The sequence below is a fragment of the Planctomycetota bacterium genome, from assembly GCA_035384565.1.
Classification (GTDB): Bacteria; Planctomycetota; PUPC01; order DSUN01; family DSUN01; genus DAOOIT01.
In genome coordinates this window covers 17,623-31,754 of record DAOOIT010000039.1, presented here as the reverse complement: position 1 = coordinate 31,754, position 14,132 = coordinate 17,623, and the positions used below count along the sequence as shown (strand labels likewise).

Sequence of the window (14,132 nt, the reverse complement as noted above, 5' to 3'; positions counted from 1 at the left end):
CTTGACTCGCCCGGATCAAGCTGATAGTCTTAGAGCAGGGGTGAAGAGACGAATGACGCCCAGAGACGCCCGCATGACCCGCTTGCTGTGTTGGCTGGCCTGTGCCGCCGCGGCGTTGAACGCATCGGGGGCCGCCGACGCGCCCGAGGGGCGCAAGGCCGCGCACATCCCGCTCCAGGGCCGTCTCGACGAGTTCCTCGTCGAGTCGTTCCACCAGCGGCTGGCCGAGGCGATGCGCACGGCGGCGCCCTCGCTCATCGTGCTGGAGCTTCAGACCCAGGCCGGCGCCGTGGGGCCGGCTCTTGCCATTGCGAACACCGTCGAGGCGCTGCACAAGCAGAGCATCGAGACGGCCGCCCTGGTGCGCGAGCCGGGGTCAGCCTCTGACACGCTGGTGGCCCTGGCCTGCGACAGGCTGTTCGCCACCGAGAAGGGTCGCCTCGTGCCGCTGGCCCCGGAGGCCTTCACGCCCGCCGCCTCGGAGGCCGACCGCAAGAAGCTGGCCGATGCGCTGGAGACCTTCAGCGCCCGGAGGCCGCGCCTGCGCGCCTTCTACCAGGCCCTCGCGGACCCGTCGCTCGAGGTATATGCCGTAGCCTTCGAGGGCCGCGAGAGCCAGCCCGCCTTCTACCTGGCCGAGGATTTCCGCAAGCTCCAGGCCGCGCCGCCCAGCCCCATCGTGCGCAGCGAGCGGCTGGCGGCCCCCCACGCGCCGCCGAAGCTGGGCGCGGCCGACCTCGAGCGCCTCGGCCTCTCGGGCGGCACGCTCAAGAGCGCCGAAGAGGCGGCCGCCCGCCTGGGCGTGGCCCTGCCGAGTCTCCTCGCCTTCAGGCCCAAGGGCGAGCCCATGGCCCGCGCCGCGCCGGCGACGGGCGACGAGGCCCGCCCCAAGCCCCGCGCTAAGCCCGCGCCGGGCGGCGACAAGGTGGTCTTCATCAAGCTCGACAGCATGGTGGGCGAGGGCATGCTCTACTCGGTGCGCCGCCGCCTGGCCACGGCCAGGGGCATGAACCCGGCGCTCGTGGTGTTCGAGATGGACACCCTGGGCGGCGCGCTGCACCCCGCCCTCCAGATCGCCGACCTCATCTTCGCCTTCACCGCGTGCCCCACCGTGGCCTGGGTGAACCGCGAGGCGATCTCGGCCGGCGCCCTCATCTCCGTGTCCTGTTCCGAGATCGTCATGCAGGAGAGCTCGGTCCTGGGCGACTCGGCGGTGGTGGAGGGCACGTCGGGCGAGATGCTGCGCTCGGAGAAGATCGACTCGTACCTCCGCGCGCGCTTCCTCAACTTCTGCGAGGGCAAGTACCCCGGCGCCCTGGTCGAGGCCATGGTCACCCTCGGCACCGAGGTCTACGAGCTGGAAACCCTCGACGGCAAGTTCGAATACTTCACGGCCAACGACTACCAGAACCTGCTCCGCTCGCCCGAGCAGTTCGCCCGCTACAAGGACCCGCGCAGCGCCCGGAAGGTGCTGGAGAGCGGCAAGCTGCTCACGATGAACGAGAAGCAAGGCAGACACTTCGGCTTCTCGAGCGCCACGATCCGGAGCCGCGAGGAGCTGCTCAGCTTCTATGGCCTCGCCGGCCGCGAGGTGGTCACGCTCGAGTGGACCTGGTCGGAGAAGCTCGTACGCTGGCTCGACCTGGTGGGGCCGTTCCTCCTGAGCCTGGGCGTGCTGGGCATCCTGATCGAGCTGAAGACGCAGGGCAGCACGTCGGGCCTCTTCGCCCTGATCGGGCTGGCGTTCATCGCGCTGTTCTTCTTCGGCAAGTACGCGGCGGGGCTGGCCGAGGTCTGGGAGATCCTGCTCTTCTTCGTGGGCCTCGTGCTGCTGGCCATCGAGCTCTTCGTGACCCCCGGGTTCGGCGTGCTGGGCGTGTCGGGCCTGGCGCTGATGCTCGTGAGCGTGCTGCTGTCGTTCCAGGGATTCACCATCCCGGCGACACCGGGGGAATGGGTGGATTTCCGCTCGAGCATCGCGCAGATGGGCCTGGCGGCGGCGGTGGTGTTCATCGGCGCCCTGCTGCTGGGCCGCTACTTGCATCGCGCGCCGTACCTGGGTAAGATGATCCTTGCGGCGCCGCCGCCCTCCACGGCGCCCACCGCGGTGACCGAGTCGGTGTCGCCGCCCCCCTCGCCGGCCGAGGAGGAACGCCGCGCGCGCGAGCTGCTGGGCAAACGGGGCAAGGCGCTGAGCGTGCTGCGGCCGGCCGGCCGCGCCGAGTTCGGCGGCGAGCCGCTGGACGTGGTGACCGAGGGCGACTTCATCGCCGCGGGCGAGCCGGTGGAGATCGCCGCCGTGCAGGGCAACCGCGTGGTGGTGCGTCGGGCCGTCTGATGCCGGAGGAGCCCCCTTGTCGCTCGGGTTCGCCATCGTGTTGTTCGCCGTCGGGGTGCTCCTCGTGGTGCTCGAGGTGTTCCTCCCGTCGTTCGGCGTGCTCACCGTGGGCGCCATCGTGTGCTTCGCCTTCAGCATCTGGGGCGTGTACGATCCGCAGAGGCCCGGGGGCGCCATCGCCATGGCCATCGTGGCGCCCGCCGCCAGCATCGCCATCCTGTATTTCGGGCTGAAGTACATCCCGCGCACGTCGTGGGGCCGCGGCCTCGTGCTGCGGCACCCGAGCGACGAGGGCGCGCCGGAGCCCCCGGCGGCCAGCGAGACCGCCGCGCTCACGCCCGAGGGCGGCACCGTGGAGAAGGAGCTGTCGCCGCTCGTGGGGCTGGAGGGGGTGGCCCAGTCGGAGCTTCGGCCGGCCGGCGTGGCGCTGATCCAGGGCCGGCGGGTGGACGTGGTGAGCGAGGGCGCGCTGGTAGACGCCGGGGCGCGCATCCGGGTGATCGCCGTCGAGGGCAACCGCGTGGTGGTCCGCAGAGTGCAGGTGTAAACCCCCCAGCGGGAGAAGGAGAGAGGCCATGCTGCCGACGCCGAGCCTTGCAACGCCCGTGGGTGCCTTGCTGCTGGCCCAGGCCGGGCCGTCCGAAGGATTGGGGCTCCTGTGGATCCCCATCGCCATCGGCATCCTGGTGCTGCTGGTGCTGCTGGCCGTGATCATCAGCTTCTTCAACCTGTGGATCCAGGCCTTCGCCGCCGGCGCGCGGGTGTCGTTCATCGAGCTGATCGGCATGAAGTTCCGCCGCGTGAACTCGGCCCTCGTCGTCGAGCAGCGCATCACCGCCAAGCAGGCGGGCATCGAGCTGCCCGTGCGGGGCCTCGAGGCGCACTACCTGGCCCTGGGCGGCCGCGGCGTGGGCGAGAAGTATCTGCCGATCGTCGTGCGCTCCCTCATCATGGCGCACAAGGCCGGCCTGCGGCTCGAGAGCCGCGACCTCGAATCGTTCCAGCTCGCCAACGGCGACGTCAGCGTGGTGACCAACGCCCTCGTGGCGGCCCACAAGGCGGGGCTCGACGTCACCCTCGGCCCCCTCCAGGCCCACTATCTGGCCCGCGGCCGCGTCGAGAAGGTGGTCAACGCCCTCATCTCGGCCAAACGGGCAGGCATCCCGCTCGACTTCCAGCGCGCCGCGGCCATTGACCTCGCGGGCCGCGACGTCGAGGAGGCCGTGGCCACCTCGGTCAACCCCAAGGTGATTGACTGCCCCCGGGCCTCCGCCGGCAAGGACACCGTGGCCGGCGTGGCCAAGGACGGCATCGAGGTGAAGGCCAAGGCCCGCGTCACCGTGCGGGCGAACATAGACCGCCTCATCGGCGGCGCCACCGAAGAGACCATCATCGCCCGCGTGGGCGAGGGCATCGTCACCACCATCGGCTCCTCGGCCTCGCACAAGGAGGTGCTCGAGAACCCCGACCGCATCTCCAAGGTCGTGCTCTCGAAGGGCCTCGATGCCGGCACCGCCTTCGAGATTCTCTCGATTGACATCGCCGACGTGGACATCGGGCAGAACATCGGCGCCCGGCTCCAGACCGACCAGGCCGAGGCCGACAAGAAGGTGGCCCAGGCCAAGGCCGAGGAGCGCAAGGCCCTGGCCCTCGCCCAGGAGCAGGAGATGAAAGCCCGCACCCAGGAGATGCGCGCCAAGGTCGTGGCCGCCGAGGCCGAGATTCCCCTGGCCATCGCCGAATCGTTCCGCAGCGGGAACCTCGGCATCATGGACTACTATCGCCTGCGCAACATCCAGGCCGACACCGCGATGCGCCAGGCCATCGGCGGCACGCCCGAAGGCGGCACCCAGGGCACCCAGTAGCGCGGCCCCCGCGCCCCCTCCGCGGGGGAGAGGGAAGCATGGAACGCCTCATCGTCTGGCTCATCGTGCTGTTCCTGTTCTTTATCCTGCCGAACATCCTCCAGGCCATGGCCAAGCGGCGCGCCGAGCAGGCGCGCCGCCAGGCTGGGCCCGAAGGCGAGGAGCCGGCCGAGGACGAGGCGGCGGAAGGCGAACAGGTGCACGTGGCCGGGCCCGACGACATCGCGCGCTACCTCGAGAGCCTCGGCATCAAGGTCGAGCGACCCGCGCCGCCTCCGCCGCGTCGCCCGGCCCCGCCGCTGCCCGCACCCAAGCCTGAGCCCAAGCCCGCCGTCCCGGCCGCAGCCTACCGCGGGCCTGGAGTCACCGCACCGCCGACGGCTGGCCCAGCGATCCAGGTCCCGCCGCCCAAGCCGCCGCGGCGCGCTCGGCCGGCGCCGACCCATGCCGTGCTTCCGGCCCAGGCACCCGAAACCACGCAAGAGCCCGGCCCGCCGGCCCAGGCCGAGCCGGTGGCGCTGCCGACGGCGCCGCTGCCGATTCCCGTCCTCGGCGGTCGGCCCACGGCCGCAGACCTGCGCCGGGGCATCGTCCTCGCCGAGATCCTGCGGCGGCCCGACCTCGAGCGGCTGCCCTGCGACCGCGACCTCCTGTGAGCCGGGGGCAGCTTCTCGGCCATCGGGCGAAGCAACGGAGAGGCCGCCGTGGAGTACCCGATCTTCGACGTGCCGCTGCTCGGCGGCAGCCTGCTGATCGCCAAGGTGGCGATCTTCCACGCCTTCATCGCCCACTTCTCCGTGGGGTCGGGCTTCTTCGTGGCCCTGGCCGAACGCCGCGCCATCCGCGAGGGCGACGAGGCCACCCTCGCCTTCCTCAAGAAGTATGCCCTGCTCATCCTGCTCGTGCCCTACGTGCTGGGCACCGTGACGGGCGCCGGCATCTGGTTCACCGTGGCCCTCGTCAGTCCCAGGGCCATCAGCGTGCTCATCCACCAGTTCGTGTGGGACTGGGCGGCCGAGTGGGTGCTATTCCTGATCGAAGTCGTCTCGATCTTCCTCTACTTCTTCACGTGGGGCCGCGTGCGGGCCGAGGTGCACAACCGCATCGGCTGGGTGTTCGCCGGCGCCTCGCTGCTCACGCTTGTCATCATCAACGCGATCCTGAGCTTCATGCTCACGCCGGGCGGCTGGGCGCCGCACGCGCCCGGGGCGGTGTGGAAGGCGCTCCTCAACCCGTCGTACGTCCCCACCACCCTGGTCCGCGCGCTGGCTGCGTTCGCGCTCGCCGGCGCGGGGGCCGTGGCGCTGGCCGCCTTCGTCCGGGGCGCCGACGCCCGCGTGCGCGAGCGGGTGGTGGGCCTGGCCTACCGGATGATTCTGCCCGCCGTCCTCATCTTCCCCCTGCTCGGCTGGGCGTTCGCCGTGATCCCCGAGCGCGCGCAGCAGGTGGTGCTGGGCGCCGGGCCGGCGATGCTGATCTTCGGGGGCTTCGGAGCGGCCAGCCTCGCCATCCTGTGGCTCGGGGCCGCGCTCGCCGCCTGGCGGCGCGACCATGCCGTCTCCTCCGTGCAGGCCCTCGTCACCGTGCTCGTGGCCTTCGTGGCCTACGGCGCCTTCGAGTTCGTGCGCGAGGGGCTGCGGCGGCCCTACATCATCGAAGGCTTCATGTATTCGACGGGCGTGACCGCCGAGACCGCCGCAACGCTCGACCGGCGGGGCAACATCACGCGGACGCGCGCCCAGGGCGTCGTGGCGTCCTGCCCCTGGGCGCTCCCGCCGGGCAAGGCATATGGCCAGCTCGACACCCTCGGGCAGGGCGAGGCCGTGTACCGCGCGGCGTGTCTCCGCTGCCACTCGGTGGACGGCTACAACGCGGTGCGGCCGCTCGTGCGGAGCTGGTCGCGCGAGACGATCCGCCACCTGCTCGACCGCATGCACGAGGTGAAGCTCTCGATGCCCCCCTTCCCCGGCACCGACGCCGAGAAGGAGGCCCTGGCCGACTACCTGGTGTCGTTGAGAAAATGATGAAAGCCTCCCGCGGGTTTCAAACCCGCGGGAGGTTGAGAGGGGGAACCCTTTGAGCGCGAACCTGATCCCCTCGTACGACATGCTCGGCCTGCCGGCCCCGCCGTGGCTCGCGCAGGCGCTGATGGCCCTCACGCTGGCCCTGCACTGGACGTTTCTCGGCGGCGTCGTGGGCGGCACGGCGCTGCTGCTGGCCAACGCGCGGCGGGCCAGGGCAAACCCCGACCTGGCCGAGCTGAGCCGCCGCCTGACCCCGTTCCTGCCGTTCTTCCTCTCGATGGCGATGACGCTGGGCATCGCCCCCCTGCTCTTCGTGCAGGTGCTCTACGGCCAGTTCTTCTACACGGCTAACATCCTGCTCGGCTGGTGGTGGCTGGGGATGCTGGGTCTCCTGCTCGCGGCGTTCGCGCTGCTGTGGTTCGGCTGGCATCGCCAGGCGGAGGGGAAGCCATTGGGCCTCGTGCTCCCCGCGCTCGCGCTCCTCGTGCTGGCCAAGGCAGCGGTGATCCTGTCGAGCAACGCCACCCTCGCCCAGAGCCCCGAGACCTGGCAAGCCGCGTGGGCGCGGGGGATGAACCGCCTGTTCACCGGCGACCCTGCGCTCGTGCCGCGCGTGGCCTTCGCCCTGTCGGGTTTCGTGGCGACGGGCGGGCTGATCGCGGCCATCCTCGCTCAGACGGGCCTGCTGCCCGCGGCGGGGCGGCGCGAGGGGTTGGGTGTCGCGCTCCCCCTGCTGGGCGTGCAACTGGTGTTCTGGCTCTGGCTCATGGCGTCGCTGCCGGCCGCGCAGCGGGCGCAATTGATGGCCACGGAGGGCGGAGGGGCGCTGTGGTGGGCCGCGACCATCGCGTTCCTGGCCGTGATCCCCGCCGGCGTGCTGGCCTGGCGTGGCGGCGGCCTGGGAGCGCCGCTGGCGGTGGCGGGCGTGCAATTCGCCGGGCTGCTGGCGTGGGCTCTGACGCGCGACGCGCTGCGCCGGGCGGCCCTGGCGCCCGTGTTCTCGCTCTCCGACGTGCCGGCGCACCCCGAGTGGAGCAGCTTCGCGATGTTCGCCGTGGTGTTCGTCGCGGGCCTGGGCGTCATCGGCTGGCTGGTGAAGATGTCCCTTCCCGCGGCCAAGGCGTGACCCCGCTCATCCCACCTCCACCACCGCCTCGGCGAATTGCGGCAGGTCCCGCGCGCCGTACTTCACATCCACCGGGATGATGTGACGGCCGGGCTTGGCGCCGAGCGGCATGCGGAGGGTCAGCTTCACCTCGCCGTCGGCCTTCGGCTGAATCGTGGCCTTCGACCAGTCGGTGGCCCCGCCGCCCCACGCCGTGGGCAACACGGCGCGGCAGGCCGCCTCGCACGCCGCGGCCGAGTGGTTGGTGAAGATGACGGAGAGGGGAATCTCGCGGGACGGGGACGTCCCGCCCGCCACCTTCTGCTCATAGGGGAAGCAGCGGCACCACGGCTCGTCCATGCCGTAGTTCGCGTGGTCCCACGGCACGATCTCGCCGAAGAGCTTCTCGCGCTCGGCCAGGTTCGCCCGCATGAAGGCGATCTCTTCGTCGGTGAAATCGAAGGCGGGGTCCACGTGCTCGTTGAAGATGTGGGTGGGCTTGAGCCGGGCCGTCAGCTCCAGGCAGTGGTCGAACCCGAGGCCCTTGCCCAGCCAGTTGCGGTTGTGGGCGCAGTAGTCGTCAATGCCCGACATCGTGTAGGAGTCGCCCACGAAGAGCATCCGCAGGCCCTCGCCCTCGACGAGCAGGCCGCTGTGGTAGAGCGTCTGCCCAGGGAAGTGGTAGGCGGTCATCTTGAACTCGCGCCACTGCCAGCTCTCGCCGTCCTTCGTCGGGTGGTCCACCTTGACCTGGATCGGCGAGAGGCACGTGAGCCGCCAGCCGAGGGGGTTCGACACCACGTCGGCCACGTGGGTGTCGGTGATCACGGGGCAGTTGTAGGCCTTCACCAGGTCGGGGATGCCCTCCATGTGGTCGTAGTGGTAGTGCGTGATCCAGATGGCCTCGATCCAACGGACGTCGCCCTTCTCCACCATCTGCTGGATGCGTTTGGCGGTGTTGGCGTTGCACACGTCAATCACGAAGGCCGCCTTGTCTTTCGACACGATCATCCACGTGGTGTCGAGGTGGCGGAGGCAGGCGGGCGCCTCTTTGCCCTTGCGGATGGGCATGTGGCCGGGCCGGCCGTCGTAGGCCTCGAACATCTTGGGGAAGTAGTGGCGGAGGGCCGAGACGGCCACGTAGCGGTCGTAGCACTTGTCAAGCCGTTGCGCCAGCAAGTCAATCGCTTTCGCCGGGTCGCGCATCAGGTTGCCGTGCGAGGGGATGAGAATGCTTGGCTTCGCGTCCTTCACGCGGTTGAGGCCGGCGAGGAGCGCCGGGCGGGTGTCCATGAAGCCGTGGTAGTCGCAGACGAACTTGTTGCCCTTCTGCATGCTGTGGAGGTCGTAGACCTGTCCCTCGTCGTAGATCGCGTCGCCCACGAACGCGGCGCGGAGGCCGTCAACATCCACGAGGTAGGTCGCTGAGCCGTCGGTGTGGCCGGGCGTCGCCAGCATCGTGATCCGCGCGGGGCCCCACGCGAACGACTCGCCGTCCCTACACGTGGCGTCCACCCGGATTGGCTCGGCCAGCACATGGCGGAAGGGGTGGAAGTCAATCAGCCCCCAGCGGCTCTTTCGGTCGGCCCAATAGGCATCCACCTTCGCCAGATGAGGCACCTCCGCCTCCGGCGCCCCGATGCGCACGCCCTTGTCGAGCAGTGCGAACCCGCACACCTGGTCGCGGTGATGATGCGACAGCAGCACCGTGTCCACCGTCTTGACGCCGAGTTCCTTCAGCGCCGGCAGCACCGAGCCGTCGCCCAGATCGAATAGCAGCGCCTTCTCCCCATCGCGGATGATGCCCACATTGATGTGCCCGCGCCAGACCGAGAGATGCTCGCTGAGCTTGACCACGTTCTCTGCCATGCGGTGCTTCCTTCTGCAAAGGGGATGACTGGATGATTGGATGATTGCCTGACACCCATCCACTCGTCCACCCATCCATTCATCGAATGCCCCTGCCGCCCCATCCTAGCCGAGCGCCTCCCTGGCTGCAAGCACGCCGCACGACCCGGCGGCCCCCGGGGTCATACTACTCCGGCCGCGAATCTGTTTGCACTCTCCTGGGTAGCGACAAGCGTCTCGCTTGTCGAAAACCACCGCAAGCGGGACGCTTGCGGCTACACTTGAAGCCTTGCCCGACGCAGCGTGGCTCCGGCCCCTGCAAACTGATTCGCGGCCGGAGTAATATCTGCGTTGTGCACGATGGGCTTTGCGCGCCGGGGCCAGGTTGTCCATCACATAAGGGCGGCCAGGTTCGGGTCGCCCCGGTTGTGCCCACACGGGCGTTGGCACAGGTTGCCCGCCAATCGGCGATTCTCGGCCTTCTACCCATACCTGCTCATCGCCGGGACGGGCGCCGTATGCCCGGAAACGCGAGAATCGCCGGTTTTCGCCCTTCCACCCATACTTGCTCACTTTCTCCCCCTCAGGGTGAGCAAGTATGGACGCCCGTGCCCGTGCCCCGCGGAGCAGTTGGCGCGGTCAACGCGCGGTCGGTGCCGAGCCTCCCGCCGTCAGTTACTGCTCCGGCCGCGAATCTGGCGGCGGGCTCCCGCGTAGCGAGAAGCGTCTCGCTCGTCCAAGACCACCGCAACAGGGTTGGGGGCCACACCCCGTGAAGCCTCCGGCACTTGACCGCCTCCGCCGTTGATGATATGTATGAAGTCAGCGGAAGGGAGAAGCGTGGATGCTCACGCCTGCCTCCAGATTGGGCGAAGCAAGATGAGGGCGGCCCTGCTACGCCCCCCCCAACTAGAAGGAACCCGATGATGAGTCGAGTGCTCCTGGTCCTCTTGCTCCTGGCGACCGCGGGCGCCTCCGCGGGCGAGGTCGCGCTCACCCTCCAGGCCGACCGCGCGCTGAACCGGATTGATGAGAAGGTCTACGGCCATTTCCTCGAGCACATCTACCACTCGTGCAACGGCGGGCTGTGGGGCGACCTGGTGTGGGACCGGAGCTTCGAGGGCGGCGGAGGCGGCGCCCACTGGTCGCAGCAGGAGGGCTGCCTCGCGCAGGAGGGCGGCGGGGACAACGTGCGGCTGGTCTTCGGCGACCCCCAGTGGGCGGACTACGAGTTCACCGTCGAGGCCCGAAAGACCGGCGGCGACGAGGGGTTCCTCATCCTCGTGCGGGCGCTGAACGACCGGGAGTTCTACTGGGCCAACTTCGGCGGCTGGGGCAACGTGGGCCACGCGCTCGAGCGCGGGGTCAGGGGCCAAGGCCGCTGGAGCCCCGTCACGCGCCGCCTGGACGGCCGGATCGAGACCGGCCGCTGGTACCGCATCCGCGCCCGCTGCGAAGGCCGGCGCGTGCAGTTCTGGCTCGACGACCAACCGGCCATTGACTACACCGACGACGGCAAGGGGCCCACCCGAGGGCGGGCCGGCGTGGGCACGTGGCAAACGCAGGCGCAGTTCCGGAACTTCAGGGTCACGTCGCTCGACGGCAAAGTGCTCCACGAGGGGCTCCCGCCGCTGCCGAAGCAGGACGCCGGCATCGCGCCCGCGTGGCGCCCGTTCGGCGCCGCGCGAGCGCCGGTGGTGACCGACAACCCCCTGAACGGCGCCCGGTGCCGGCAGATCGAAGTGACCGAGGGACTCGGCGGGCTGGCGCAGCAGCCGATGGCCATTCGCGCGGGCGAGGTCTACCGCGGCTCCCTCTGGGCTCGCGGCGACGCCGCCGGCGGGCTGGCCGTGCGTCTGGCGGCCGACGGCAAGGTGCTGGCCGAGCAATCCCTGCCCGCGCCCACCCCGGCGTGGCGCGAGTTCCCCCTCGAGCTGAAGCCCTCGGCCTCGGCCGACAACGCCGAGCTTCAGATCGGCGTACGCGGGCCGAGCAAGGTGTGGCTCGACCAGGTGAGCCTGATGCCCGAGTCGTGGCGGCAGGCCGGCGGCTATCGCCCCGACCTCCTCCAGGCCATCGCCGAGCTGCGGCCGCCCGTCATCCGCTGGCCCGGCGGCTGCTTCGCCTCGCCCTACCGCTGGAAGGACGGCATCGGGCCGCAACACAAGCGCGGGCCGCACCCGATCAACATCTGGGACGACAGGGACGTCAATTCCTTCGGCACCAATGAGTTCGTGGCCATGTGCCGCCGCGTCGGGGCCGAGCCGCTTGTGGTCATCAACATCGGCACGCCCCAATGGAACCGAGGCGTCGTGGGCAACGACTTCCTCCAGGAGGCCCTCGACTGGATCGAATACTGCAACGGCCCCGCCGACTCCAAGTGGGGCAAGGTGCGCGCGGCCAACGGCCACCCCGAGCCCTACCGCGTCAAGTACTGGGAGATTGACAACGAGACCTGGGCCATGGGCGCCGAGACCTACGCCGAGTGGGTGAACCGCTTCGCCCCGGCGATGCGCAAGGCCGACCCCTCGATCCGGCTCGCCGCCTGCGGCAGCGCCGGCTACGGCGACGGCGGCAACGGCCTGGCCTGGAACCGCGTGCTCATCGAGCGGTGCGGCGACAAGATTGACTACCTCAGCATCCACCACTACGAGAACCCCAACCGCTACGCGGACGGCCCGCTGGCCTACGAACGGTTCTTCCGCAAGACGGGCGAACTGATCGCCGCCTCGAAGAACCCGAAGCTCAAGATCTACGTCTCCGAGTGGAACGCCCAGAGCACCGACTGGCGGACCGGCCTCTACTGCGGCGGCCTGCTCAACGCCTTCGAACGCTGCGGCGACGTGCTGGAGATCGGCGGGCCGGCTCTCTTCCTCCGCCACGTTTCGGCCACCGCCTGGGACAACGCCTTCGTGAACTTCGACCACCGCACGTGGTTCCCGGCGCCCAACTACGTCGTCATGAAACTCTGGCGCGATCACTACGCTCCGCAGCGGATTGCCCTGGAGGGCGATGGGGGGCCGCTGAACGCGGTCGCGACGCGGTCTGACGACGGCAAGACGCTGCGCCTCAAGGCGGTGAACCCGTCCGACGCAGCCGTGCCGGTGACCCTGAAGGTAGCGGGCGCCTCGGCAGGCAAGGCCACGCTTCAGTTGGTGGCGCCCGGCGCGCTGGACGCCCGCAACACCCTCGAGGCCCGCGACGCAGTCAAGCCCCAACCCGGCACCGTGCAGCAGGACGGCTCGACGCTGCGATTCACCCTGCCCCCGCTCTCCTGCGGGGTGGTCGAAATCCGCTGCGAGTGACCTGCCAGAAGCCCTGCCGGAGCCGCCTCGCACCGCTCCACACCCCGCGCGGCGGGCCCACCCGCCTTTGACTCCTCCTTCCTGCGGCCATACAATCGGGGCCGGGCAAAGTCAGGGCGGCCCCAGAATCCCACGGAAGGCGACCGTTCGTGTCCGTCCTCGTCCAGCAGAGCGTCCGGCGCACGCTGTTCGGCATGGCGTTTCCCATGCTGGCCGGAACCTTCGCGATGAATGCCTACAACCTCACCGACACGTGGTTCGTGGCGAAGCTGGGGACGTTGCCCCTGGCCGCGATGGGCTTCACCTTTCCGGTGGTCATGCTGCTGTCGTGCGTGGCCCGGGGAATCGGGGTAGGGGTGACGACGCTGGTGTCGCACGCAATCGGCCGGCACGACGATGCAGACGCGGCGCGGCTGGTGACGCACGGCATGGCTCTGACGCTGGTGGTGACGGCCGTGATGTCGGTGGGAGGGTACCTGACCATCGGCCCCCTGTTCCGCCGGCTGGGCGCGGACGCGGCCACACTCCCGCTGGTCGGCGAGTACATGCGCACGTGGTACGTGGGCGCAGTCTCCATGTCGCTCCCGATGCTGGGGAACGGAATCCTCCTCTCCGCGGGCGATTCCAAGGCGGCGAGCCGGTTCATGATGCTGGGCGCCGGGCTGAACCTCGTGCTCGACCCGGTCATGATCTTCGGATACTTCGGCTTCCCGGCGATGGGAATACGGGGAGCAGCGCTGGCCACCGTGATCGCGCAGGGGGTCTCGACCGCGTGGCTGCTTCTCCTGCTCCTGCGAAAGCATCGGCTGCTCGTCTTCCGGAAATGGCCATTCAGCGACTACCTCGCCTCATTCCAGCGGATTCTAGGCTTCGGGGTGCCCAGCATCCTCAGCCTGATCCTGATGCCCATCTCGGCCGGGGTCATCACACGCATCCTGAGCGAGTTCGGCAACGAGGCGGTCGCGGCCAGCGGAGCGGCGGGGCGCATCGAAATGTTCGCCTTCGTCATCCCCATGGCGCTGGGGATCTCCCTCACGCCGTTCATCAGCCAGAACTACGGGGCAAGGCGCATGGACCGCGTCCGCGAGGCCAAAGCCGCGTCCACCCGCTTCGCCCTGTTCTACGGCGGCGCCGTGGCCGTGGCGTTCTTCCTGGGCGCGCGGCCGCTCGCGGGAGCCTTCAGCGACGACCCCAAAGTCATCGCCACCCTGGTCGCCTACATCCGCATCATCTCGTTCGGCTACGGAATGATGGAGGTGCACCGCTACTGCACGTTCTTCCTCACGGGCCTGCACCGGCCCGTCTCTGCCTCGCTGCTCAACGCCCTGCGGGTCGTCGGGTTCCTGATCCCGCTGTCGTTCCTCGGCGCGTGGCTGGCCGGACTGCGGGGCGTGTTCTTCGGACGCCTGGTGACGGACCTGGCCGTCGGCGCGATTGGCTTGGCGTGGGTAGAGCGTGCCTTCCGTGCCACGGCGGCCGGGGCCGCCGACCCGCCGCTACGTCCTGAGGCCGGCGTCGCCACCCTGGGCAACGCGCCGCCGCCAGACCGCGCCCAAGAGCCTTGAGGAGTTCGCCGTCTGGGGGCGGCCATCGCGCACGCCGGCCGTCCGGTTGACAGAAAGCACAGATTCCCCGCCCGGGGGATTG

At 69.8% G+C, this 14,132-nt stretch carries 9 protein-coding genes and 1 pseudogene; 9 read left to right on the top strand and 1 reads right to left on the bottom strand.

Annotation, left to right across the window (positions count from 1 at the left end; all coding sequences use genetic code 11):
* Positions 1-52 precede the first annotated feature (52 nt).
* The 7 genes and pseudogenes from PLE19_14985 (at position 53) to PLE19_14955 (ending at position 7,353) form a co-directional block, all read left to right on the top strand.
* Positions 53-2,338, top strand: a complete 2,286-nt coding sequence (locus PLE19_14985; GenBank protein HPD16255.1) for an NfeD family protein — start codon at positions 53-55, stop codon at positions 2,336-2,338.
* A gap of 16 nt (positions 2,339-2,354) precedes the next feature.
* Positions 2,355-2,885, top strand: coding sequence for an NfeD family protein (locus tag PLE19_14980; protein ID HPD16254.1), 531 nt, complete (start codon positions 2,355-2,357; stop codon positions 2,883-2,885).
* A gap of 28 nt (positions 2,886-2,913) precedes the next feature.
* A pseudogene (locus PLE19_14975) lies at positions 2,914-3,225 on the top strand (flotillin-like FloA family protein).
* On the top strand, positions 3,202-4,203 hold the full coding sequence (gene floA / locus PLE19_14970; GenBank protein HPD16253.1) for a flotillin-like protein FloA: 1,002 nt from the start codon (positions 3,202-3,204) through the stop codon (positions 4,201-4,203). The pseudogene PLE19_14975 and the gene floA overlap by 24 nt, the downstream one beginning before the upstream one ends.
* A gap of 38 nt (positions 4,204-4,241) precedes the next feature.
* Positions 4,242-4,859: a hypothetical protein gene (locus PLE19_14965; GenBank protein HPD16252.1), complete on the top strand. Its 618-nt coding sequence runs from the start codon at positions 4,242-4,244 to the stop codon at positions 4,857-4,859.
* A gap of 48 nt (positions 4,860-4,907) precedes the next feature.
* Positions 4,908-6,227 (top strand): cytochrome ubiquinol oxidase subunit I, encoded by a 1,320-nt coding sequence (locus PLE19_14960; protein HPD16251.1) that lies wholly within the window; start codon positions 4,908-4,910, stop codon positions 6,225-6,227.
* Positions 6,228-6,279: 52 nt separating this feature from the next.
* The gene (locus tag PLE19_14955) at positions 6,280-7,353 is read left to right on the top strand and encodes a hypothetical protein (protein ID HPD16250.1); all 1,074 of its coding nucleotides are present in this window, start codon (positions 6,280-6,282) and stop codon (positions 7,351-7,353) included.
* 6 nt (positions 7,354-7,359) lie between these two features.
* On the opposite strand, the gene PLE19_14950 is transcribed toward PLE19_14955, so the two are convergent.
* Positions 7,360-9,201 (bottom strand): MBL fold metallo-hydrolase, encoded by a 1,842-nt coding sequence (locus PLE19_14950; GenBank protein HPD16249.1) that lies wholly within the window; start codon positions 9,199-9,201, stop codon positions 7,360-7,362.
* A 905-nt stretch (positions 9,202-10,106) separates the two neighbouring features.
* On the opposite strand from PLE19_14950, the gene PLE19_14945 reads away from it, so the two are divergent.
* Together PLE19_14945 and PLE19_14940 are read left to right on the top strand one after the other, a co-directional pair.
* A complete protein-coding gene (locus PLE19_14945; GenBank protein HPD16248.1) occupies positions 10,107-12,485 on the top strand; it encodes an alpha-L-arabinofuranosidase C-terminal domain-containing protein in 2,379 nt (792 codons plus the stop codon).
* A 149-nt stretch (positions 12,486-12,634) separates the two neighbouring features.
* Positions 12,635-14,050 carry an MATE family efflux transporter gene (locus PLE19_14940; GenBank protein ID HPD16247.1) on the top strand — a complete coding sequence of 472 codons (1,416 nt, stop codon included), beginning with the start codon at positions 12,635-12,637 and terminating at the stop codon, positions 14,048-14,050.
* Positions 14,051-14,132: the final 82 nt, after the last annotated feature.